Genomic DNA, 21443 nt, shown 5'->3' on the forward strand with positions numbered 1-21443 from the left:
GGCCCGCGATAACCTTGGTTGGTTTCGTGTGGTGGGTTGCGAAGTGTCCCGTGTATACGTGTCGGTGGTTATAGCGGTGGGGTCACGCCCGGTCCCATTCCGAACCCGGAAGCTAAGCCCACCTGCGCCGATGGTACTGCACCTGGGAGGGTGTGGGAGAGTAGGTCACCGCCGGCCAATAACATGGTTTGAAGATTGATTGGAGCCGTTGTTGGTGTCGCACCCTGTTGTGGGGTGTGGCACCGACAACGGCTTCTTTCGCATTTCCGTGGTCTTTTCGGCGAAGCATTTCATGTGTCGGGACCGCTTCCCGGGGCTTTTTTGAACCCCGTTACAATCGGCTCCCATGACTATCATCGCCGCAGCAGACGGTTCGGCACTCGGCAATCCCGGTCCGGCCGGCTGGTCCTGGTACATCGACGACGACACGTGGGCCGCGGGCGGCTGGAAGAAGAGCACGAACAACCGCGGCGAACTGATGGCGGTCGCCGAGCTGCTGGCGGCCACGGCGCATCGCGCCGACGAGGAACTTCGCATTCTCTGCGACTCGCAGTACGTCATCAACTCGGTGACGAAGTGGATGCCGGGCTGGAAGAAGAAGGGCTGGAAGAAGCGCGACGGCAAGCCCGTGCTCAACGTCGACATCCTGTCCGTCATCGATCGGCTCATGCAGGGCCGCAACGTCCGTTTCGAATGGATCAAGGGTCATGCCGGCCATGAGATGAACGAGGCCGCAGATGAGCGCGCTCGTGCCGCCGCGACTTCGTTTCAGGCCGGTGAACCCGCCAACGAGGGCCCGGGCTTCCCGGGTGCGACGAAGAGCGCCGAACTGATGATGGCCGCACCCGAAACCGTCGGCTTTTCCGCGACCGCGGAGGCGTCGTCAAGCACGTCCGGTAAAGCGGCCCAGGGCGGGCTTTTCGACGTCGCAGCGGATCCGGTCGCGGAGGCCGCGTCGAAGGTGCGTGCCGCGCAGACCACCTTGGTGCGTGCGGCGGGTAAGGCGCGCGACGGGGAGGACGCTCGGCTGCAGTTTCTGACGAAGCGTGCGGCGCTGGTCCCCGCGGATCTTTCGGCGGCGTTCCCGGGTGATTTCTCTGCTCCCCGGCCCGAGGTGAACGTCATCGGCTCGACGGGCGTGGCCATCACTCGGGGCAGCGGTTGGACGGCGACGTCGACGTGGGATTTGTCGGCGGACGCGGTGCTCGTCGCGCATCATCTTTCCGTCCACGCGTGAACGGACGCGGGGGCCAGGGCTGGTAGCCTGGGCCGTTGTATGCGGTGACGGGTGCTGCCCGTGACTGGTTCGCCAGCCCGCATTTCCAGATTTTCAAGCGGCCGATCGTCCCGGGACCCGGAGGCGGCGGCACGCGAGTGCATCAATTGCGTAAGGAGCTGCCAACACATGGCCGAGAACGAAGGTTCGCGTCCCGACGGAGAGCGTCGAGGAGGTCAGGGCGGTCGCCCCGGCGGATTCCGGGGAGGCCGTCCCGGCGGTGGCCAGGGCGGCCGTTCCGGTGGGCGTGGCCAGGGTGGCCGCGGTGGTCGCGGTGGCCAGGGTGGCCAGGGAGGTCGTCGCTGGGAGAGCCGCGATGATCGTGGCGGAGATCGCCGTGAAGGCCGTCGCGACGAGCGTGGCGAGGGCCGCGAGGGCCGAGGCAACTGGGGCGGCGATGACCGTCGCCGTGGCGGCGACCGCGAGTGGCGCCGTGACGACCGCCGCGATGACCGTCGCGGTGGTTCGGGTGGTCCGCGCGGAGATCGCCGTGACGACCGCCGTGGTGGTCCCGGTGGTCCGCGTGGAGATCGTCGCGATGACCGTCGTGGCGGCCCCGGTGGCGACCGTCGGCATTCCAACCGCGGTGGCCGCTTCCAGGACGACCAGAAGCGCGCGCCCCGCACCGGCCCGCAGCGCCCGGGTTTCCGCGAAGAGCGGATCGTCGCGCGCCAGAACGAGCCGTCGCTGCCCGAGGACGTGCAGCCCGACGAGCTCGACCCGTCGGTGCGCCAGGACCTGAAAAGCCTGTCCAAGGACAACGCCGACCAGGTCGCGCGCCACATGATCATGGCCGCCACGCTGATGGCCGATGACCCGAAGCTGGCGCTGCGCCACGCTCGCGCGGCGAAGGACCGTGCCGGCCGCGTCGGCGTGGTCCGCGAGACCAACGGCGTCGCCGCGTACCACGCCGGGGAGTGGAAGGAGGCGCTCGCCGAGCTGCGCGCCGCCCGCCGCATTTCCGGCGGCGCCGGCCTGCTGGCCGTCATGGCCGACTGCGAGCGCGGCCTCGGACGCCCGGAAAAGGCCATCGAGCTGGGCCGTTCCGACGAGGTCCGCCTGCTCGACGACGAATCCCGCACCGAGCTGGCCATCGTCGTGGCCGGCGCGCGCCGCGACATGGGCGATCTCGACGCCGCGATCATTGAGCTCGAGGCGCAGGACCTCGATCCGTCGCGCAAGGACTTCGAGGGCGCGCGACTGTTTTACGCCTACGCCGATGCGCTGGCTGCGGCCGGCCGCACCGACGAGGCCCGGGAGTGGTTCAACCGCTCGGCGGATCTCGATCCGGACGGGCTTCTCGACGCCGGCGATCGCGCGGCCGAGCTGTAAAAGTCCCGGCACCGGGCACGACACCATCAAGGATTGGATCGACGCTTTCATGAGCAACGAACTGCTGGCCGGCCGCTACGATGCGGCGCTGTTGGACCTCGACGGCACCATCTACGAAGGCGGGCGCGCGGTCCCCGGCGCCCTGGAGGGGCTGACCGAGGCCGGTCTGCCGATGTTGTTCGTCACCAACAATGCGTCGCGGGCCCCGGAGACGGTCGCCGAGCAGCTTCGTTCGCTCGGCTATGACTGCGATGCCGACGACGTGATGACGTCGGCGCAGGCGGCGATCGAGATGGCGGCGGACATCATCCCGGAGGGTTCGAAGGTCCTCATCCTCGGTGCCCAGTCTTTCCGCGATCTGGCCACCGACGCCGGGTACGAGCTGGTCGATTCCGCCGACGACGAGCCGGCGGCGGTGTTCCAGGGCCACAACCCGGGCACGAACTGGGCGATGATGTCGGAGGCCGCGCTGTCCATTTCCCGCGGCGCGAAGTACCTGGCTTCGAACCTGGACACGACGCTGCCGACCGAGCGGGGCCTGCTCGTCGGCAACGGGTCGATGGTCGCCGCGATCGTGTCGGCCACCGGCGTCGAGCCGCGCAGCGCGGGCAAGCCGCTGCCGCCGATGTTCCACCGTGGCGCCGCGCGCCTGGAGTCGGAACGGCCCATCGTCATCGGCGACCGCCTGAACACCGACATCGCCGGCGGCAATGCGGCGGGTTACGACACGTTGATGACCGTCACCGGCATCTCCGGGCACCATGAAACCCTGTCGGCGATCCCGGAGGAGCGTCCGACTCTCATCGGCGCGGACATGAGTGCGCTGGTCGCCCCGGCGGAACATGCCGAGCCGCGCCCGCAGGCGGGGTTCACCGCGGAGCGCGACGCCGACGATCCGGCCGTGATCGTCATCGGCGGGGGCGACGCCTCCGACGCGCGTTTGGCGGATCCGGCGCGCGCCGCAGTCGCGGCGCTGCTGACCGCCGCTTCCGTGGCGTGGTTCGACGCCGACGGGGCCCCGTCGACCGCCCCGGTGACCGGCGTGCGCACCACCTCCGAGGCCGCGGCCGCCGCGGTCGCCGCCTGGCGGTGATCCGGGCCATGGCAGTTCCCGGCAACGCCCCGGTTCCCGGCCCCGGCTCGTCCGCCGCAGGGTCGTCGCCCACGCCCGCCGACGCGGCCGCCGCTCTCGCGGGCGGGGCGGTGGATCCGGAGCGGCTCCGTCGTCAAGTGATGGAGACGCTCGAGGCCCCCGCGCCGACTCCCGCCGACCGCGCCGCGCAGATGGAGCGCGCTCACGCGCTGCTGCAGGACGCGCTCGGCGGTGAGGGGGCCGGCCGTGGGTAAGGGATCGACGCCGAAGCGTCGGCTCGACGCGGAACTGGTGCGCCGCAAGATCGCCCGTTCCCGCGAACACGCCGTGGAACTGATCAAGCACGGCCGGGTGACGGTCAACGGCATGGCCGCGACGAAACCCGCGACGTCGGTGACCGGCGACGTGTCCATCCGCGTGGCCGAGGACGCCGACGACGCCAACTGGGCGTCGCGCGGCGCGCACAAGCTCATCGGCGCCCTCGAGGCATTCGAGCCGGAGGGCCTGAGCCTGGCCGGCCGCCGGATCATCGACGCCGGCGCGTCGACCGGTGGTTTCACCGACGTGTGCCTGCGCCGGGGCGCGGCGGAGGTCATCGCCGTCGACGTCGGCTACGGGCAGCTGATCTGGAGGCTTCGCGACGATGACCGCGTGACCGTGCTCGACCGCACGAACGTCCGGACGCTGACGCCCGAGATGATCGGCGGCCCGGCCGACGTGATGGTGGGGGACCTGTCTTTCATTTCGCTGCGGTTGACGCTGCCGGCGCTGGTCGACAGCCTGGCCGACGGTGCCGAACTGTTGCCGATGGTCAAGCCGCAGTTCGAGGTCGGCAAGGACCGCCTCGGCCACGGTGGCGTGGTGCGCAGCCCCGCGCTGCGCGCGGAAGTCGTCGGCGACGTCGCCCGCTTCGCCCGCACGTTGGGGACGTCGGTGCGTGGCGTGGTGGCCAGCCCGCTGCCCGGCCCGTCCGGCAACGTGGAGTATTTCCTCTGGCTGGTCAAGGACGGTGGCGCGTCGGACGTCGATGATGGGAAGCTGGACGAGATGATCGAACGCGCAGTGCAGGAGGGCCCGCAATGACGGACTACGACGACGGCCGGGACGACCGCGGCGACCGCCAGGTACTGCTGGTGCCCCATGCCGGCCGCAGCGCGAATCTGGAGATGGCCGCCGAGGCTGCCGAGCTGCTCGAGGGCGCGGGCATCGGCGTGCGCGTGCTCGCCGGCGATGACCCGTCGAAGCTGCTGCGCCACCCCGTGCTGGGCAAGTACCCGCGCTTCGGGCATTCGCCGCAGGCCGCCAACGGGTGCGAGCTGGTGCTCGTGCTCGGCGGCGACGGGACGTTCCTGCGCGCGGCGGACATCGCCCATTCGATGGACCTGCCAGTGTTGGGCATCAACATGGGCCACGTCGGGTTCCTGGCCGAATGGGAGCAGGAGTCGATGACCGAGGCGATCCAGCGGGTCATCGACCGCAGCTGGCGCGTCGAGGACCGGATGACCATCCGCGCGACGGTGCGCGACAACGATGGCCGGGTCATCGGCACCGGCTGGGCGCTCAACGAGGTCAGCATCGAAAACCTCAACCGCCGCGGCGTCCTCGACGTCGTGCTGGAGGTCGACGAGCGCCCGGTGAGCTCCTACGGCTGCGACGGCGTGCTCATCTCCACGCCGACCGGATCGACCGCCTACGCGTTCTCCGCCGGCGGCCCGGTGCTGTGGCCGGAGCTCGACGCGATCCTGGTGGTGCCCAACAACGCCCACGCCCTGTTCGACCGCCCGATGGTCGTGTCGCCGCATTCGACGGTGGCGGTGGAGTCGAATCCGCAGACCAGCGCCGCCCAGGCGGTGCTCGACGGGTTCCGCCACATCCCCATGCCGCCGGGCAGCCGCATCGAGATCACCCGCGGCGAGCAGCCGGTGAAGTGGGTCCGCCTCGATGCGGCGCCGTTCACCGATCGGTTGGTGCACAAGTTCCGCCTGCCCGTGACCGGATGGCGGGGCCCGAGGCGGTGACCGGACGATGCTGACCGAGCTCACCATCCGCGATCTCGGCGTCATCCCCGAATCGACGGTGGAATTCAGCCCGGGCCTGACGGTGCTCACCGGTGAAACCGGTGCGGGCAAGACGATGGTCGTCACCGGCCTGCGCCTGCTGTCCGGCGGCCGCGCCGATGCGGGCCGCGTGCGCACCGGCGCCGAGAAGGCCCTGGTGGAAGGACGCGTGGCCACCGATGATCTGGCGGGGCCGCTGTCCGACGCGGTCGAGGAGATCCTCGCCGAATGCGGCGGGGACAGGGACGAAAACGGCGAGATCCTGCTGGCGCGCCAGGTCTCCGCGAAGGGGCGCTCCCGCGCGTGGATCGGCGGACGCGGCACGCCGGCGTCGTCGCTGGCGGATCTCGCCGGCGCGGTGCTGGCCATCCACGGCCAGAACGACCAGCTGCGCCTGCTCGGCGGCGACGAGCAGATCGCCGCGCTGGACCGCCTCGGCGGCGACCGTGTGGCTCCGCTGCTGGAGGCCTACCGCGCGGTGCGGCGCGAGTGGCGCACCGCGGCCAAGGACCTCGAGGAGCGCACCACCAAGCGCCGCGAGCTGGCCATGCGCGCCGATCAGCTGACGTTCGCGCTGGAGGAGATCGACGCCGTCGACCCCGAACCGGGCGAGGACGTCGAGCTGACCCAGACCATCCGCCGCATGCAGGATCTCGATGGCCTTCGCGAGGCGGCCTCGACGGCGTGGGGCTCCATCGACGAGGAAGACGGCGCCGCCGACCTCCTCGGCCGCGCCCAGCACGCCCTGGCCAACTCCGGCGACTCCGAACTCGTCGGCTTGGCCGAGCGCATCGGCGAACTGACCAGCGGGCTCACGGACGTTTCCGCGGACCTGGGCACCTACCTCGAGGGTCTGCCCGAGGAGACGGAATCCCTCGACGGGCTGCTGGCCCGCCAGGCGGAGATCCGCAATCTCACGCGCAAGTACGCCCCCGACATCGACGGCGTGCTGCAGTGGCGCGACAAGGCGCGGCGCAAGCTCGGCTCGCTCGACGTCTCGGGCGAGGCCCTGGACAAGCTCGCCGCCGACGTCGCCGCCCTGGAGAAGAAGGTCAAGGCGGCCGCGAAGAAACTGACCAAGGTCCGCACCGAGCTCGCGGGCGACCTGGGCCGCCGCGTCACCGCGGAGCTCAAGGGCCTGGCCATGCCGATGACGTCGCTGGTCGTGGAGGTCGCGCCGTCCGGTTCCTTCGGTCCCGTCGGCGCCGACGACGTGTCCTTCCTGCTGTCGGCCCACAAGGGCGCCGAGCCGCGCCCGCTGGCCGGCAGCGCCTCCGGCGGCGAACTCTCCCGCGTCATGCTGGCGCTGGAGGTCGTCCTCGCCGAGGGCGACGGCGGCCGCACCCTGGTCTTCGACGAGGTCGACGCCGGCGTCGGCGGCCGCGCGGCCGTGGAAATCGGGCGCCGCCTGGCGCGATTGGCCGAACGCAACCAGGTCATCGTCGTCACGCACTTGCCGCAGGTCGCGGCCTACGCCGACACCCACTTGCACGTGGCCAAGGACGTCGCCGAGGACGGCGTCGTCTCGGGCGTGGGCGAGCTCGACCGGGACCGCCGCATCGAGGAACTCGCGCGGATGATGGCGGGCCTCGACGGCACCGAGTCGGGCCGCGCGCATGCGACGGATCTGCTGGAGAAGGCGCAGGCCGACCGGGGCGCGGCGAAGTAACGGCGGACCATCGGCGCGCCTCCGCCGAACCTCCGCGACTCGGCGGCACACTGTGGCCCATGAGTCTGTTCTCGAAGAAGACCGTCGACGAGCCCGGCATCAAGGGCGTCGTCCGGGATTGCCTGCGCTCCGACCGCGCGCTGAACAAGCTCGGCGAGGGCGACATCGTCGTCGTCGACGCGCCCGACATCACCCGCGTGCTGGCCCAGCGGATCATCGACGCGAAGGCCGGGGCGGTCGTCAACACCGGTGCGTTCACCACCGGCGTCGTCCCCAATTTCGGCCCGCAGATGCTTCTCGACGCCGACGTGGTCCTCGTCGAGAACGCGGTGCCGTCCGAGGCGTCGAAGATCCGCGACGGCAAGGTGCACCGCCTGTACGAGGGCAAGCTGTACCTCGGCGATCGTCGAGTGGCGGCCGGCGACGAGGTCACCATGGACAAGATCTCCAAGGACTTCGACGACGCCCGCACCGGGATGGTCGACCGGCTGGAGGCGTTTTCCGGCAACTTCGTGGAGTTCGCGGCGACGGAATCGCCGCTGTACGTCGATGGCCTGGGCATCCCCGACGTGGAGACCAAGCTCGCCGGCCGCAAGGTGCTGCTGGTCAGCCCCGGCGCGGGCCACGAGGAGACGCTGAAGAACCTCAAGGGCTTCATCCGCGAGTTCGATCCGGTGCTCATCGGCGTCGACGCCGGCGCGGATGCGTTGGTCGGGCAGGGCTACGAGCCGGACCTGATCATCGGCGATCCCGAGGGAATCCGGTCGGAGACGCTGCGCTCCGGTGCGCGCGTGATCCTGCCGGCGGACCCGGACGGGCACGCCCAGGGCCTGGAGCACATCCAGGATCTGGGCATCGGCGCGATGACCTTCCCGGCGCTGTCGGATTCGGCGACGGACCTGGCGCTGGTGCTGGCAGACCATCATGGCGCGTCGATGATCGTCAACGTCGGCTCGCGGCTGGACCAGGACGACGTCTATGGCGGCGCGGACCAGCGCGGCCTGCCGTCGGCGCTGCTCAGCCGCCTGAAGGCGGGCGACAAACTCGTCGACGGCGACGTCGTGGCGGATCTGTACCGCGTGGAGGGCGGCGGTCTGCGTTTCATGTGGGCGCTGCTGGCGATCATCGTGGCGTTGGCGGTCATCATCGCCATCGCCGGCACGGCGGGCGACGGCTCGGTGGGCGAGAACCTCGTCGACACGTGGAATTCCATCGCCCTGTGGTTCCAGGGCCTGTTCAACTAGCGGGGGTCGGCGATCATGGCGAGGAAGCGGTCGGGCGCGTGGAGCGCCGGCATCACGGGTGCGGCACTGGGCATTGCGGCGGGTACGGCGTTGGGCGCCTACGTGCTGGCGCCGGAGGGCGGCATCGAGTGGGGCGGCGCGCAGGCGGCGGAGGAGCGTGACGCGGCTATCGTCGAGCGCGATTCGGCCAATACCCGCGCCGATGCGGCCAATTCGGTCGTGGAGGATCTGGCGGCGCAGGTCGTCGACGGTTCGCTTTCCGACGTCCCGGCGTTGCTGGTGACCACCCCGGACGCCGATTCCGGCGCGGTGGACGCGATGGAGCAGCTGCTCCGCGACGCCGGTTCGCCGGAGATTTCGCGGATGGGCCTGACCGAAAAGTTCCGTTCGGCCGAGGGCGCGGACGAGCTGAAGGACGTGGTCACCACCGCGCTGCCCGCCGGCACGGAGCTCGACGTGGAGCGCCGCGACCCCGGTTTCCAGGCCGGCCAGGCGCTGTCGCCGGTGCTGTTGGTCGGGGAGGGGGCGACCGAGCGCGCGAACGTCGCCGACCGCCGTCTGCTGCTGGGGTCGCTGCGCGACGCGGGCTTCATTGAGTACGAGGACGGCACGCTGCGGCCGACCGCCGCGATCGTGCTGGTCACCGGCTCCGGCAATGGCGAGGGGGAGGACCCGACGGTCGGTTCGCGCATTCTCGCGGACTTCGCCGAGGCCCTGTCCGCCGACGGCACGGTCGTCGTCGCCGGCGGGCCCGAGGCCGACCGCGACGGCGGCGTGATCGAGGTGCTCGAGAATTCGCGCACCGCCGGCGCCGTGCGCACCCAGGCCGCCATCGGCGACCCCGCCGGCCGCGTGGGCGTGGTCCGCGCGATCGTGGAGGGAAAGGGCGGGGAGGCTCCCACCGGAGAAGCCCCCGTGGAAGAGGCGCCCGCCGAGGAGGCCCCCGCAGCGGAGTGATCGCCCCGGCGTGTTACCGCCGTGTTTCACGTCGATTTCCCCACCGTTGAATCTGCCCGGCGCGGTGTGATGCGGCGCGAAAAGCGTCGTCAAGCATGGTTTTTCGCTTGGTTGCGGTGCCCCGCCCGCTTAGCCTGAGGTTCCGTGGTCGACACGAGACGGCCTGCGGCGGACACCCCCGACAACCGGTGGCGCGCCCGCCGCCCGAGCGAGACCCCGGGAGTTGAGTGGGCATGGCGAGCGAGCGCGGTGGCCGGCACATCACGAAGTACATCATCGTCACGGGAGGGGTGGCGTCGTCGTTGGGCAAGGGCCTGACGGCGTCGAGCCTGGGGCGGCTGCTGTCGTCGCGCGGGCTGCGGGTGACCATGCAGAAGCTGGACCCGTACCTCAACGTCGACCCCGGCACGATGAACCCGTTCCAGCACGGCGAGGTCTTCGTCACCGAGGACGGCGCCGAAACCGACCTGGACCTGGGCCACTACGAGCGGTTCCTGGACCGCGACCTGGACGGCGGGGCGAACGTCACCACGGGCAAGGTGTACTCGTCGGTGATCGCGAAGGAGCGGCGCGGAGAATTCCTGGGCGAGACGGTGCAGGTCATCCCGCACATCACCGACGAGATCAAGTCGCGGATCACCGGCATGGACCGGCCGGACGCCAACGGCCTGCGCCCCGACGTGGTGATCACCGAGATCGGCGGCACCGTCGGCGACATCGAGTCGCAGCCCTTCCTCGAGGCCGCCCGCCAGGTGCGCCACGACGTCGGCCGCGAGAACATCCACTACCTGCACGTGTCGTTGGTGCCGTACCTGAAGCCGTCGGGGGAGCTGAAGACGAAGCCGACGCAGCATTCCGTGGCCGAGCTGCGGTCGATCGGCCTGGTGCCGGATTCGGTGGTGCTGCGCTGCGACCGCGAGGTGCCCGGCGCACTGAAGCGCAAGATCGCGCTGATGTGCGACGTCGACGAGGAGGGCGTGGTGTCGTGCCCGGATGCGGCGAGCATCTACGACATTCCGCGCGTGCTTCACGACGAACACCTGGACACGTTCATCGTGCGCCGCCTGGGGCTGCCGTTCCGCGACCTGGATTGGGAGGAGTGGGGCGGCCTGCTCGACCGGGTGCACCGGCCGTCGCGCGAGGTGACCGTGGCGCTGGTGGGCAAGTACGTCGACCTGCCGGACGCGTACCTGTCGGTGGCGGAGGCCATCCGCGCCGGCGGTTTCGCCCACGGTGCGCGGGCGAACGTCCGGTGGGTGGCGTCGGATTCGTGCGAGACGCCGGAGGGCGCGGCGGAGCAGCTCGCCGGCGCCGATGCGGTGGTGGTGCCCGGGGGCTTCGGCATCCGGGGCATCGAGGGCAAGATCGGGGCTATCGCGCATTGCCGTGAAAACCGGATCCCGCTGCTGGGCCTGTGCCTGGGCATGCAGTGCGCGGTGATCGAGGCGGCGCGGCGCGGGGGCGTGCCGGGTGCGTCGTCGTCGGAGTTCGACGAGGCCACGCCGTCGCCGGTGATCGCGACGATGGCGGAGCAGCTGGCGGCGGTGTCCGGCGAGGCGGACCTCGGCGGGTCGATGCGCCTGGGCGCGTATCCGGCGGTGCTGGCGGAGGGGTCGGTCACCGCGGACGTTTACGGCGCGACCGAGGTGTCCGAGCGCCACCGCCACCGCTACGAGGTCAACAACGCCTACCGCGACGCCATCGAGTCGGCGGGCCTGGTCATTTCGGGCACGTCGCCGGACGGGGCGCTGGTCGAGTTCGTGGAGTACCCGCGCGAGGAGCACCCGTTCTTCGTGGCCACCCAGGCCCACCCGGAGTACAAGTCCCGGCCGACGAATCCGCATCCGCTGTTCGCGGGCCTGCTCGGGGCGGCGCTCGCGGAATCCGCCGCGCGAGGGTAGGCAGTTGATTATGACATCCACGCCCCAGTCCGCCGCACAGTCCTCGTCCGAGTCCACGGCGCCGTCCGCCGGCGCCCACGCCTTCGACGTCGTCGACTCCGAGATCCTCGTCGAGGCGCCGATCATCGCCCTGCGCCGCGATCGGGTGCGCATGCCGGGCGGCCGCATCGCCGCGCGCGAGATCGTCGAGCACTTCGGCGCCGTCGCGGTGGTCGCCCTCGACGACGACGGCCGCATCTGCCTGCTGCGCCAGTGGCGGCAGACGGCGCGCGACCGCCTGATCGAGTTGCCCGCCGGCATCCTCGACGTCGCCGGGGAGGACCCGCTGGTGGCCGCCCGCCGCGAGCTCGCCGAGGAGGCCGGCGTGGCCGCCGAGCGGTGGTCGCTGCTCACCGACATCTACGTGTCCCCGGGCTTCGCGGAGGAAACCGTCCGCATTTACCTGGCCGAGGGGCTTTCCGACGCCGACCGCCCCGAACCCGAGGACGAGGAGGCCGACATGACGGAATCCTGGGTCGACCTCGCGGAAGCGGCGGACATGGTCATCCGCGGCGAGGTTCTCAACTCCATCGCGGTGGCGGGCATTCTCTGCGCGCACGTGACGTTGTCGGAAGGCAGGGTCCGTCGTGAAGCGGACGTGCCCTTCGCGATCCGCCCCACCCGGCTCGCGGACCGCCGGGCCGCGGCGCTGGGCCCGGACGCGGACCTGAAGCACGTGCCGGAAGCGGGGGATTAGGTGGCGGGGACTGCGGCGCGGCGCGTGGCGGAGGCGTTCTTCGACCATCTGGCGGTGGAGCGCGGGGCGTCGGCGAACACGCTCGGCGCGTACCGGCGCGACCTGGCGAAGTACCTGGACTACCTGGATCGCCTGGGGCGCGCGGATTTGCGGGCGGTGACGGAGTCCGACGTCGGCGCGTTCGTGGCGCACCTGTCGCGCGGCGACGTCGACGCCGGGCAGCCGCCGATGGCCGCGTCGTCGGTGTCGCGCGCGCTGTCGGCGGTGCGGGGCCTGCACAAGTTCGCGGTCGGCGAGGGCGACGTCGACGTCGACGTGGCGGCGTCGGTGGCTCCGCCGAAGAGGGGCAGTTCGCTGCCGAAGGCGCTGCGGGTGGAGGAGGTCACGCGACTGATCGACGCCATCCCCGTCGGCGAGGCCGCCGAGGTCGCCGACGTCCGCGACCGTGCGCTGGTGGAGCTGCTGTACTCGACGGGCGCGCGCGTGTCGGAGGTGACCGGGCTCGACGTCGACGACCTCGACCGCGAGGAGCGCCTGGTGCTGCTGCGCGGCAAGGGCGGCAAGGAGCGCATCGTTCCCGTCGGCGGCCCGGCGATCGAGGCCGTCGACGCGTGGCTGGTGCGCGGGCGGCCCGGGTGGGCGCGGGCGAACTCCGGCCCGGCGCTGCTGATCAATTCGCTGGGCCGGCGGATGTCGCGGCAGTCGGCGGCGAACATTCTGGCGGTCGTCGCGGAGCGCGCCGGCCTGGCCGGGCGGGTGTCGCCGCATACGTTGCGGCACAGTTTCGCCACGCATTTGCTCGAGGGCGGCGTCGACGTCCGCTCCGTGCAGGAGCTGCTGGGGCACGCGTCGGTGACCACGACGCAGATCTACACGATGGTCACGGCCGATAATCTCCGCCGGGTTTGGGCGGGTGCTCACCCGCGGGCGCGGTGAGCGCCGGTACAGTGGTCGCGAGGGAGTCGCATTCTCCCGCAGTGGTTCGCACCATCCTTTCGGGCGGTTGGCTCGAAGGGTCCACAGATTGTCAAGGAATAGGGGTTGACGGTGGCTGAGTCGGGCTTGTTCGACGCCGAGGGCATGCAGGTGGGCCTCACCGGCCGTCCCCTGCGCGAGCTGCCCGAGCCGAAGCCCCTGGAGTCCCATGGGCCGGCGACGATCCTGGCCATGTGCAACCAGAAGGGCGGCGTGGGCAAGACCACGTCGACCATCAACATGGGCGCGGCGCTGGCGGAGTTCGGCCGCAAGGTCCTGCTGGTCGACCTGGATCCGCAGGGCGCACTGTCGGCGGGCCTGGGCATCCCGCACGAGGATCTGGATCTGACGGTCTACAACCTGATCATCGATTCGGACACCGACGTCCGCGACGCCATCCACCACACGTCGGTGCCGGGCCTGGATCTGGTGCCGGCGAACATCGACCTGTCGGCCGCGGAGATCCAGCTGGTCAACGAGGTCGGCCGCGAGCAGGCGCTGGGCCGTGCGCTGCGCCCGGTGCGCCGCGACTACGACTTCATCATCGTCGACTGCCAGCCGTCGCTGGGCCTGCTGACCGTCAACGCTTTGACCATCGCGCAGGGCGTGATCATCCCCATGGAGTGCGAGTACTTCTCGCTGCGCGGCCTGGCGCTGCTCACCGACACGGTGGGCAAGGTCCGCGATCGCCTGAACTTCGACCTCGAGGTCCTGGGCATCCTGGTGACCATGTTCGACCGCCGCACGCTGCACGCCCGCGAGGTGATGGAGCGGCTCATCGAGGTCTTCGGCGACACCGTCTTCGACACGGTGATCACGCGCACGGTGCGTTTCCCCGAGACGTCCGTCGCCGGCGAGCCCATCACCCGTTGGGCGCCGAAGTCCCCGGGCGCCGACCAGTACCGCAACTTGGCGCGCGAGGTCATCGAGCGCACCGGCGGGTGAGGGACTGCCTTTGCTTTCCGACGAGCCGGTGCGGGGGGTCGAGCCACCGATCGCCGAAGGCGCGGTGACGGAAGCCGCGCCGACCGAACCCGTGCAAGAGGAGCTCACCGGGTTCCGGGTGGCGCTGGCCAACTTCACGGGGCCGTTCGACCTTCTTCTGCAGTTGATCGGGTCGAAGAAGATGGACGTCACCGAGGTGGCGTTGGCGGCGGTGACCGACGAGTTCATCGCGTATACCCGCAGCCTGGATGCGGTGGGCGACCTCGACGAGATCACCGAGTTCCTCGTCGTCGCCGCGACCCTGCTCGACTTGAAGACCGCCCGCCTGCTGCCGCGCGGCGACGTCGACGACGAAGAGGACCTGGCTCTGCTCGAGGCCCGAGACCTGCTGTTCGCCCGCCTTTTGCAGTACCGCGCCTACAGCCGCGTCGCCGACCTGTTCGCCGATTGGGCCCGCGTCGCCCCGCACCGGTACCCGCGTGCCACGGGCCCCGACCCCGGGTTCGAGGGCCTGTTGCCGCCGGTCGAGCTGGGGATGGATGCTCAGTCGTTCGCGGAGTTCGCTGCCGTCGTCATGCGCCCGAAGCCGCCGGAGGAGGTCGGCATCGGTCACATCCACCAGGTCGCCGTGTCGGTGCCGGAGCAGGCCGGGCGCATCCTCGACGCGCTGCGCATCGCCGGCGAGGGGACGTGGCTGACGTTCGCGCAGCTGACGTCGGAATGCCGCGTGTCCATGGAGGTCGTCGGGCGGTTCCTGGCGTTGCTGGAGCTGTACCGCGCCAAGGCCATCGAGACCGAGCAGGAGGAGGCCCTCGAGGAGCTCACCGTCTCCTGGACCGGCCTCGACGTCGATCCGACCGTCGTAGCGGCGTCGAACTGGGAGTAGGGGCCTGGTTCAAATATGTGATCGATCAATTCACCTGCGACGCCGGTGATTTGGGTTCGGGTAGCGCATGCGTTCGAATGCGGGTATCGTTGCCGGTGACGGCGGGGGAAGTTGGTTGCCGTCACCTCCCGCGACTTGGGGGTCGGGGGAGTTCGTCGAAAAGCCCGCTTGAACGATCATTCGAACGAACACCGGGGATAGGCCATGGCCGTAGACGGCTGCGCAGGTCCGGAACACCGCAACGACGACGATCCACCCGACGGCCAGGACGATGGCCGCCGATTCGAATTTCCCGACACCCGATACGCTCACGAGGACGCCGCCGACCCGCTGTGTGCCGCGGGCCTGGAACGGAATGCACGTGACCTCCGGGTCGCCGAGTTGACCTGCCCCGACTCCGTGGCCGACGTCGAGGATCATCTGGCGCGCGTCGCGCCGCGACTCGGCGTCACGTACGGGGTCGGGCTGGACTACTGCGACGTGGGCCTCATGCTGGACCGCTTGCCGACGTTGGCCGAGGTGTTGGAGGAGCGACCGTTTTTGCCGTGGTCGCACCTGAAGATGATCGCCCAGGCGGTGATCCCCCTGTCCGACGACCACGTCGAGGAGTTCTGCGACCGGCTGCTGCGCTACCTGGCGCCGAAGAGGAACGGTCAAACTCTCGTCGGCCACCGGTCGATGGCGTCGGCGATGTGCCGCATCATCGGCGACATTCAGCCTCTGGCCCGGCCCGATGATCCGGAGGACGAGCCCGCGCCGAAGCCATCGGAGGACCCGAACTTCAACGTCGACGAACGCTCCGCCACCCACTCGACGATGCGGGTGACGTTGCGCGCGGATCAGGGGCGGGAGGTGCTCGCGATTCTCGACGCCGTGGGCGCCGCCCATGGTTGCGGCCGCAGAGAAGCCCTCTTGCATGCGTTGCGGGGCACGGCGAAGGAGGTCAAGGTCGTCTTCAACGTCTACCAGGACGTCGCCGGCGGCCCCGCCTGGATGTCGGGTCCGGGGTGGCTCGATGCGGTGGCGACCGACGAATGGGTCAAGCGGTTGACTCATCTGCGGTTGTCGTCGAACGGCAAGACCGACGGGTACGTGCCCACCGACGCCATGGACGCCTTCGTCGAAGGGCGCGACGGCGTCTGCCGGTTCCCCGGCTGCGACAAGCCCGCGCACCGGGACGACAAGGATCACGTGCAGAACTACGACCATGACGATCCCGACGCCGGCGGGCCGACCGCCACTGGGAACTTGCACTGCCTGTGTCGTCGCCACCACAACCTGAAGACCGCGAAGTTGTGGGACGTGGAAGCCCATCCCGATGGAACCGAGGTGTGGACGAGCGCGGACGGCGAACATCGGTATGTGACCGTCCCGCAGGGGCCGCTGGCGGGATTCGGCCGCCAGACCTTCGATGCCCGCGCCACCCGATTGACCGGAGCGCGTGCCGAGCATAACGCGCGGCGCATCGCCGAAGAAGCCGAAGCCAAGCGAGTGACCGAGGAAGCCCAAGATGCGGCGATGAAGAAATGGGAGGATTTGTACGGCCCCAATGCGTCGGGCCCGGAATCGGAGCTGCCGCTCAAACAGAAGATGAAGAAGTACCCGGATGTGCCGCCGTTTTGATCACACCACGGATCACACCACGGATCACACCAACGATCACACCAACGATTACTTCAACCATCACAGCAGCATCATGATCAGCACCTGCGCGGCGACGATCTTGCCGACCATCGCCACCGGGTACACCGTCGTGTACCCGCGCGCGGCGAGGTCCGTGCCGGAGGCGGTGTTCAGGTACGCGATGACCGCTGGATTGGTGGTGATGCCCGCCGCGACGCCGATGGACTCGTCGAAGGTGAGTTTGCGCCACGTCATCAGCAGCGCGACGGTGGCGATCGCACTGGCCAGCGTGACCACCAGGCCCAGGCCGATGTACAGCAGGCTCGTCGGGTCCGCCAGGGCCGACCGGAACCCCGCGCCAGCCGTGGTGCCGACGCCGGCCATGAACAGCGCCATGCCGAAGGCCTCCAGGGTCGTCGTCGAGTGGTACGGCAACTGCCAGCGCACCGGGCCGGTGCGGCCCAGGGCGCCGAAGACCAGGCCCGCGATGATGGGGCCGCCGCCGAAGCCCAGGGACAGGGTGCCGCCGCCGGGCATGGGAATCGGGATCGCACCGAGCGCGAGACCCAGTGCCAGACCCAGTGCGAGGGGTAGCAGATCCGGATTGGCCAGGGACTTCTCGGAGTCGCCGAGGAACGCCCGGATGGCCTCGATGCGCTGCTTCGGCGCGACCACGCGGACGCGGTCGGACAGCTGCAGCCGATCGTCCTTGTCGGGGACGACGTCGGCGTCGCCGCGGCGCAGGCGGGCGATGGTGAAGCCGTGATCCTCCAGGATGCGCAGTTCGCCGATCGTGCGTCCCGCGACATCGGGGTTCGACACCGCCATGCGGGTGAACTGCAGATCCGACTCATGCGGGTCCATCTCGATGCGTTCGCCCAGCTTTGCGACGGCCTTGTCCAGCTCCTCGGCCGTTCCGTTGACCATGATCGAACATCCCTCGCGCAAGACATCGTGAGGTTCGGCGAGGCGCTGGTTCCGGGCCGTGCCGTCTCCATCGCTTCCGTCGCCGCCATCTGCCACGCGCGTGGTGATGATCTTCGCACCCGTGAATTCCGGCACCTGTGCCACGGTCAGCTCCCGGCCGGGGCCGATGCGGATGCCGATGTAGTGGAGCTTCTCGGCCAGCACGCCCTCGGCCTTGGCGTCGGCGACGTGGTCGACGCGCAGCAGCCGTGCGCCGAGGGCCGCGACGATGATGATGCCCAGCACGCCACCGGGGTACGCCAGCGAATAACCGACGACCGCCGCCGACGCCGCATCCGGATCCGACCCGGCGGGCAGCAGATCGGGGACGGCGGCGAGGATCGCCGCCATGCCCGGCGTCGACGACACCGCGCCCGCGAACATGCCGGCGCCGGTGATGGCGTCCGCGCCGGAGAACGTCACCAGCGCGAACGTCAGCGCCGTCAACCCGACCAGCAAAACGGCGACGATGAGGTTCAGCGCCAGACCTCGGCTGCGCAGCGTGCGGAAGAATGCCGGCCCCGCGGCCAAGCCGATGCAGTACACGAACAACGCCAACCCGAACTGGTAAATGAGGGGAGGCATCTGGATGTCGGGGTTGGCCGTCGACAAGCCGATGGCGACGAAGAGGATCGCCGCCGACCCCAGGCTCAGCCCCGCGACCCGGATCCGCCCGAGGGCGAAACCGACGGTGAGGATGACGGCCAGGGCCAGCAGCGAATTGGACGCGAGAAATGCGAGCACGTTGCCCACCCTAGACCCGTCGCTGGATACACTGCCCGCCATGGACCTGCCCCAGATCGACCCGTTGCGTGCCGCGGTGGAAAGCGTGCTGCTCGTCATCGACACGCCGGTCGCGCCCATCGACCTCGCCCGCGCGCTCGACGTGGAGCCCGAGGCGATCCGGGAGGTGCTCGCCCAGATGCGCGACGAGTTCGAAGCCCGCGGCTCCGGTTTCGACCTCCGCGAAGTCGAGGGCGGTTGGCGCCTGTACACCCGCGCCGACTATTCCGATGCGGTGGAGGCGTTCCTCCTCGACGGCACGCAGACGCGGCTGTCGCGGGCGGCGATGGAAACTCTCGCGGTCGTGGCCTACCGCCAGCCGGCCACGCGCGCTCAGGTGTCGGCGGTGCGCGGCGTCAACGTCGACGGCGTCATGCGGACGCTGCTGGCGCGCGGCCTGGTCGCGGAGGCGGGGGAGGAACCGGCGACGGGGGCGCACCTGTACGTCACCACGAACCTCCTTCTCGAGCAGCTCGGCATCGAATCGCTCGACCAGCTGCCCGACCTCGCGCCGCTGCTGCCGGACGTGGACCTCATCGACGAGCCGGACCTGCCCTGAAAAACGGGCGGTGGGGGCACCGCGCACGTGTGATCTTGGTCGTATGACGAACCCCGGATTAAGGCGAACGCTGGACGCCGGATATTGTCGTGGATGAAAGAGACTGGTGAACAGGTCTGGGGAACGGGCGGCCACGAGCGCGCCGGTTCCCACGAGCGGGAAAGGACATTTCTTCCTCATGTACTTCAGGGGCATCCACATCATCACCGGCACGGGGCGCAGCGTCGGCAAGACGACCGCCACCGCAGCCCTCGTCGCACAGGCGATGGCCGCCGGCGAGGAGCCCATCGTGGTCAAGCTCGCCCAGACCGGCGAGCCCGAGGGGCAGGGTGCGCTGGCGACCATCCACCGGCTCACCGGCTGCGAGGACCTGCACGAGTTCGCCCGCTACCCCGACGCCCTGCCGCCGGCGTTCGCCGCCCGCCGCATCGGCGCGGAGGAGCTGGACCTGGAGGAGACCGCCGACAAGCTGCGCGACCTCGCCGCCGACGGCCGCCCCGTATTCGTCGAGGGCACCGGCGGCGTGCTGGCCCGCATCGCCAATTGGTCCGTGCCGCAGCTGGCGGAGGAGCTCGGCGCGAAGGTCACCATCGTCACCGCGGCGTCGCCCGGCACCCTCAACGCCGTCGAGCTGACGCTGGAGGCGTGCCGCGCCCGAGGCCTGGAGATCACCGGCATCATCGGCGGCTCCCTGTCCACGCAGCCGGATGCGGTGGCGGAAACCATCGTCGAGCAGGTGCCGATCGTCACCGGCCTGCCCGTGCTGGCGTGGCTGCCGGAAGGCGCCGAAGAGCTGGACCGCGAGGAGTTCCTCGGCCGCGCCGCCGGCTGGTTCAGCGGCACCACGACCGAGTAGTCACCGCCGTTCCCCGCCGTCGATGCGGCGGCGGATCCACGGCAGCAGCGCGGCCATGACTCCGGCGACGGCGATGACGCCGATTCCCACGGACAAGAAGTAGACGCGCTCCGCCGAGGCGTCGGCGGGGTCGTAGTTGGTGGACAGGACGCCCGACAGTGCGGTGCCCACCGCCATCGTGAGGAAGTACAGGGCGGAAAACCGCGTGCGGTACTTCGCGGGCGCGAGCACCGTGGAGGCGGCCATGCCGACGGGGCTGACCTGCAGCTCGCCGAGAGTGATGGCCAGGTACACGGCGACGATCACCGACAGTGGCACCGTTTTGTCGACGAAGCCGGCGAAAGGCACGACGATGAGCATCGCGCAGCCGGTCACGGCGGTACCGGCGATCATCTGGAGGGGGATGTCGGGGGCGCGGCGGCCCATCCGCAGGCGCAGCGCGGCCAGCGGCAGAATCAGCAGCAGGGTGAACACCGGGTTGAGCGATTGCGCCCATGCCGCGGGGGCCTCCCAGCCTCCGCCCGCCCCGGCCCCGATGGTGCGGTCGACGCGCACGTCGGAATAGACGGCCAGCGCGCCGAACGCCTGGTTGTGAATGGACCAGAACGCCACCGCCGCGATGAACAGCGGGATGAACGCCAGCACACGCGAACGCTCGGCGCGCTCGATCTCGGGGTCGAGGATCATCTGCGCGAACAGGGCGACGGTGGCCGCCATGGTGGCGGCGAGCATGACCGTCGGCAAGCGATGCAACGGCAGGACACCGGATATCGTCAGCCCGACCATCGCCGCGACGGTGCCCGCCATGCCCAGCAGGACCAGGGTCAGGCCACGCCGTCCGATCGGCGAGGTCGGCTTCTCGACGGCCACGCGGGCATCGTTCCGCCACGAGCCCGAAAGACGGCGCCGATGCCAGTGGTAGTGGATCAACCCGGCGATCATGAGGATCGCCGCCGCCGCGAAGCCGACGTCGAAGCCGTAGGCGACGGACAATGCGCCGGTGAGCAGTGGGCCCAGCAGACCGCCGACGTTGATGCCGAAGTAGAAGTACTGGAAGTCGTTGTCGCGGCGCGGGTCTCCGGAGGCGCGGACCCGGCCGAGCATGGTGATCGCGGAGGTCTTCAGGGCGCCCGAGCCCGCGGCCACGAGGACCATGCCGATGGCGACGCCGGCCGCGCCGGGCACCAGCGACAGGGTGAGGTGGCCGGCGACGAGGACCCGCGCTCCGGCCAGCAGGGTCTTCTCGGCGCCGAGGATGCGGTCGCCGATCCAGCCGCCGGCGATGGTGCACAGGTAGACGAGGCTGCCGTAGGCGCCCATCAGCGCCGTGGCGGTGGTGGTGGGCAGGCCGATGCCGCCGTCGGTGACCGCCCCGTAGAGGTAATACGCCATGATCGCCTGCATGCCGTAGAAGCTGAAGCGCTCCCACGATTCGATGCCGATGATCGCGGGCAGGGCGATCCGGGCTCGTCCGGGCGGGCGGGAAGAGGGTTCGGGTACCGCGATTTCCCCACTTGAACGCTGTCCAACGCTGGTCATGCGCTTATCGTGCTGATCGGAATGTCGAGTGGCAAATCATCCCCCG

Annotated in this window: 19 protein-coding genes and 1 rRNA gene; 18 read left to right on the forward strand and 2 right to left on the reverse strand. The window is 70.2% G+C overall.

Translation table 11 applies throughout. The features are described 5' to 3' along the window. Positions 1–60: 60 nt before the first annotated feature. From rrf to CX1_RS10105, 16 genes are all read left to right on the forward strand, one after another. Positions 61–177, forward strand: a 5S ribosomal RNA gene (rrf, locus tag CX1_RS10030). A 169-nt stretch (positions 178–346) separates the two neighbouring features. Further along, the gene (locus CX1_RS12100; RefSeq protein WP_046651537.1) at positions 347–1237 is read left to right on the forward strand and encodes an RNase H family protein; all 891 of its coding nucleotides are present in this window, start codon (positions 347–349) and stop codon (positions 1235–1237) included. A gap of 168 nt (positions 1238–1405) precedes the next feature. Further along, the gene (locus tag CX1_RS12105) at positions 1406–2608 is read left to right on the forward strand and encodes a tetratricopeptide repeat protein (protein WP_046651536.1); all 1203 of its coding nucleotides are present in this window, start codon (positions 1406–1408) and stop codon (positions 2606–2608) included. A 49-nt stretch (positions 2609–2657) separates the two neighbouring features. Next, positions 2658–3701, forward strand: coding sequence for an HAD-IIA family hydrolase (locus tag CX1_RS10045; protein ID WP_060925617.1), 1044 nt, complete (start codon positions 2658–2660; stop codon positions 3699–3701). A gap of 8 nt (positions 3702–3709) precedes the next feature. Then, positions 3710–3955 (forward strand): hypothetical protein, encoded by a 246-nt coding sequence (locus tag CX1_RS10050; protein WP_060925618.1) that lies wholly within the window; start codon positions 3710–3712, stop codon positions 3953–3955. After that, positions 3948–4784 carry a TlyA family RNA methyltransferase gene (locus CX1_RS10055; protein WP_046650685.1) on the forward strand — a complete coding sequence of 279 codons (837 nt, stop codon included), beginning with the start codon at positions 3948–3950 and terminating at the stop codon, positions 4782–4784. The genes CX1_RS10050 and CX1_RS10055 overlap by 8 nt, the downstream gene beginning before the upstream one ends. Then, complete coding sequence (locus CX1_RS10060) at positions 4781–5719, forward strand: NAD kinase (protein ID WP_046650683.1); 939 nt, start codon at positions 4781–4783, stop codon at positions 5717–5719. The genes CX1_RS10055 and CX1_RS10060 overlap by 4 nt, the downstream gene beginning before the upstream one ends. A 7-nt stretch (positions 5720–5726) precedes the next feature. Next, the gene (gene recN / locus CX1_RS10065) at positions 5727–7427 is read left to right on the forward strand and encodes a DNA repair protein RecN (RefSeq protein ID WP_060925619.1); all 1701 of its coding nucleotides are present in this window, start codon (positions 5727–5729) and stop codon (positions 7425–7427) included. A gap of 59 nt (positions 7428–7486) precedes the next feature. Beyond that, a complete protein-coding gene (steA, locus tag CX1_RS10070; protein ID WP_046650682.1) occupies positions 7487–8671 on the forward strand; it encodes a putative cytokinetic ring protein SteA in 1185 nt (394 codons plus the stop codon). Between the two features lie 15 nt (positions 8672–8686). Continuing rightward, positions 8687–9628, forward strand: a complete 942-nt coding sequence (locus CX1_RS10075; protein ID WP_060925620.1) for a copper transporter — start codon at positions 8687–8689, stop codon at positions 9626–9628. A gap of 233 nt (positions 9629–9861) precedes the next feature. After that, positions 9862–11529, forward strand: coding sequence for a CTP synthase (gene pyrG / locus CX1_RS10080; RefSeq protein ID WP_060925621.1), 1668 nt, complete (start codon positions 9862–9864; stop codon positions 11527–11529). 10 nt (positions 11530–11539) lie between these two features. Then, positions 11540–12265 carry an NUDIX domain-containing protein gene (locus tag CX1_RS10085; protein WP_082719295.1) on the forward strand — a complete coding sequence of 242 codons (726 nt, stop codon included), beginning with the start codon at positions 11540–11542 and terminating at the stop codon, positions 12263–12265. After that, entirely contained in the window at positions 12266–13201 is a 936-nt protein-coding gene (locus CX1_RS10090) for a site-specific tyrosine recombinase XerD (protein WP_046650681.1), read from the forward strand. A gap of 111 nt (positions 13202–13312) precedes the next feature. Continuing rightward, positions 13313–14185 carry a ParA family protein gene (locus CX1_RS10095; RefSeq protein ID WP_046650680.1) on the forward strand — a complete coding sequence of 291 codons (873 nt, stop codon included), beginning with the start codon at positions 13313–13315 and terminating at the stop codon, positions 14183–14185. 64 nt (positions 14186–14249) lie between these two features. Next, entirely contained in the window at positions 14250–15071 is an 822-nt protein-coding gene (locus tag CX1_RS10100; protein WP_174520168.1) for a segregation and condensation protein A, read from the forward strand. A gap of 204 nt (positions 15072–15275) precedes the next feature. Then, entirely contained in the window at positions 15276–16694 is a 1419-nt protein-coding gene (locus tag CX1_RS10105) for an HNH endonuclease signature motif containing protein (RefSeq protein ID WP_052753245.1), read from the forward strand. A 60-nt stretch (positions 16695–16754) separates the two neighbouring features. On the opposite strand, the gene CX1_RS10110 is transcribed toward CX1_RS10105, so the two are convergent. Then, positions 16755–18404: an aspartate:alanine exchanger family transporter gene (locus CX1_RS10110; RefSeq protein ID WP_060925647.1), complete on the reverse strand. Its 1650-nt coding sequence runs from the start codon at positions 18402–18404 to the stop codon at positions 16755–16757. 40 nt (positions 18405–18444) lie between these two features. On the opposite strand from CX1_RS10110, the gene scpB reads away from it, so the two are divergent. After that, a complete protein-coding gene (scpB, locus tag CX1_RS10115) occupies positions 18445–19002 on the forward strand; it encodes an SMC-Scp complex subunit ScpB (protein ID WP_046650678.1) in 558 nt (185 codons plus the stop codon). Positions 19003–19180: 178 nt separating this feature from the next. After that, entirely contained in the window at positions 19181–19858 is a 678-nt protein-coding gene (bioD, locus tag CX1_RS10120) for an ATP-dependent dethiobiotin synthetase BioD (protein ID WP_046650677.1), read from the forward strand. Here bioD and CX1_RS10125 read toward each other — a convergent pair whose 3' ends face one another. After that, positions 19859–21397, reverse strand: a complete 1539-nt coding sequence (locus tag CX1_RS10125; protein WP_082719296.1) for a peptide MFS transporter — start codon at positions 21395–21397, stop codon at positions 19859–19861. It abuts the gene before it with no gap. Between the last annotated feature and the right edge of the window lie 46 nt (positions 21398–21443).

Source organism: Corynebacterium xerosis NBRC 16721 = ATCC 373 (genome assembly GCF_001552415.1).
GTDB classification, from domain to species: Bacteria; Actinomycetota; Actinomycetes; order Mycobacteriales; family Mycobacteriaceae; genus Corynebacterium; species Corynebacterium xerosis.

Excerpts from the sequence above, each read along its gene's own strand:
- CX1_RS12100 (WP_046651537.1), top strand. The coding sequence starts at position 347 with ATGACTATCATCGCCGCAGCAGACGGTTCGGCACTCGGCAATCCCGGT.
- recN (WP_060925619.1), top strand. The coding sequence starts at position 5,727 with ATGCTGACCGAGCTCACCATCCGCGATCTCGGCGTCATCCCCGAATCG.
- scpB (WP_046650678.1), top strand. The coding sequence starts at position 18,445 with ATGGACCTGCCCCAGATCGACCCGTTGCGTGCCGCGGTGGAAAGCGTG.
- steA (WP_046650682.1), top strand. The coding sequence starts at position 7,487 with ATGAGTCTGTTCTCGAAGAAGACCGTCGACGAGCCCGGCATCAAGGGC.
- CX1_RS10075 (WP_060925620.1), top strand. The coding sequence starts at position 8,687 with ATGGCGAGGAAGCGGTCGGGCGCGTGGAGCGCCGGCATCACGGGTGCG.
- CX1_RS12105 (WP_046651536.1), top strand. The coding sequence starts at position 1,406 with ATGGCCGAGAACGAAGGTTCGCGTCCCGACGGAGAGCGTCGAGGAGGT.
- CX1_RS10105 (WP_052753245.1), top strand. The coding sequence starts at position 15,276 with ATGGCCGTAGACGGCTGCGCAGGTCCGGAACACCGCAACGACGACGAT.
- CX1_RS10085 (WP_082719295.1), top strand. The coding sequence starts at position 11,540 with ATGACATCCACGCCCCAGTCCGCCGCACAGTCCTCGTCCGAGTCCACG.
- CX1_RS10050 (WP_060925618.1), top strand. The coding sequence starts at position 3,710 with ATGGCAGTTCCCGGCAACGCCCCGGTTCCCGGCCCCGGCTCGTCCGCC.
- CX1_RS10045 (WP_060925617.1), top strand. The coding sequence starts at position 2,658 with ATGAGCAACGAACTGCTGGCCGGCCGCTACGATGCGGCGCTGTTGGAC.
- pyrG (WP_060925621.1), top strand. The coding sequence starts at position 9,862 with ATGGCGAGCGAGCGCGGTGGCCGGCACATCACGAAGTACATCATCGTC.
- CX1_RS10125 (WP_082719296.1), bottom strand. The coding sequence starts at position 21,397 with ATGACCAGCGTTGGACAGCGTTCAAGTGGGGAAATCGCGGTACCCGAA.
- CX1_RS10060 (WP_046650683.1), top strand. The coding sequence starts at position 4,781 with ATGACGGACTACGACGACGGCCGGGACGACCGCGGCGACCGCCAGGTA.
- bioD (WP_046650677.1), top strand. The coding sequence starts at position 19,181 with ATGTACTTCAGGGGCATCCACATCATCACCGGCACGGGGCGCAGCGTC.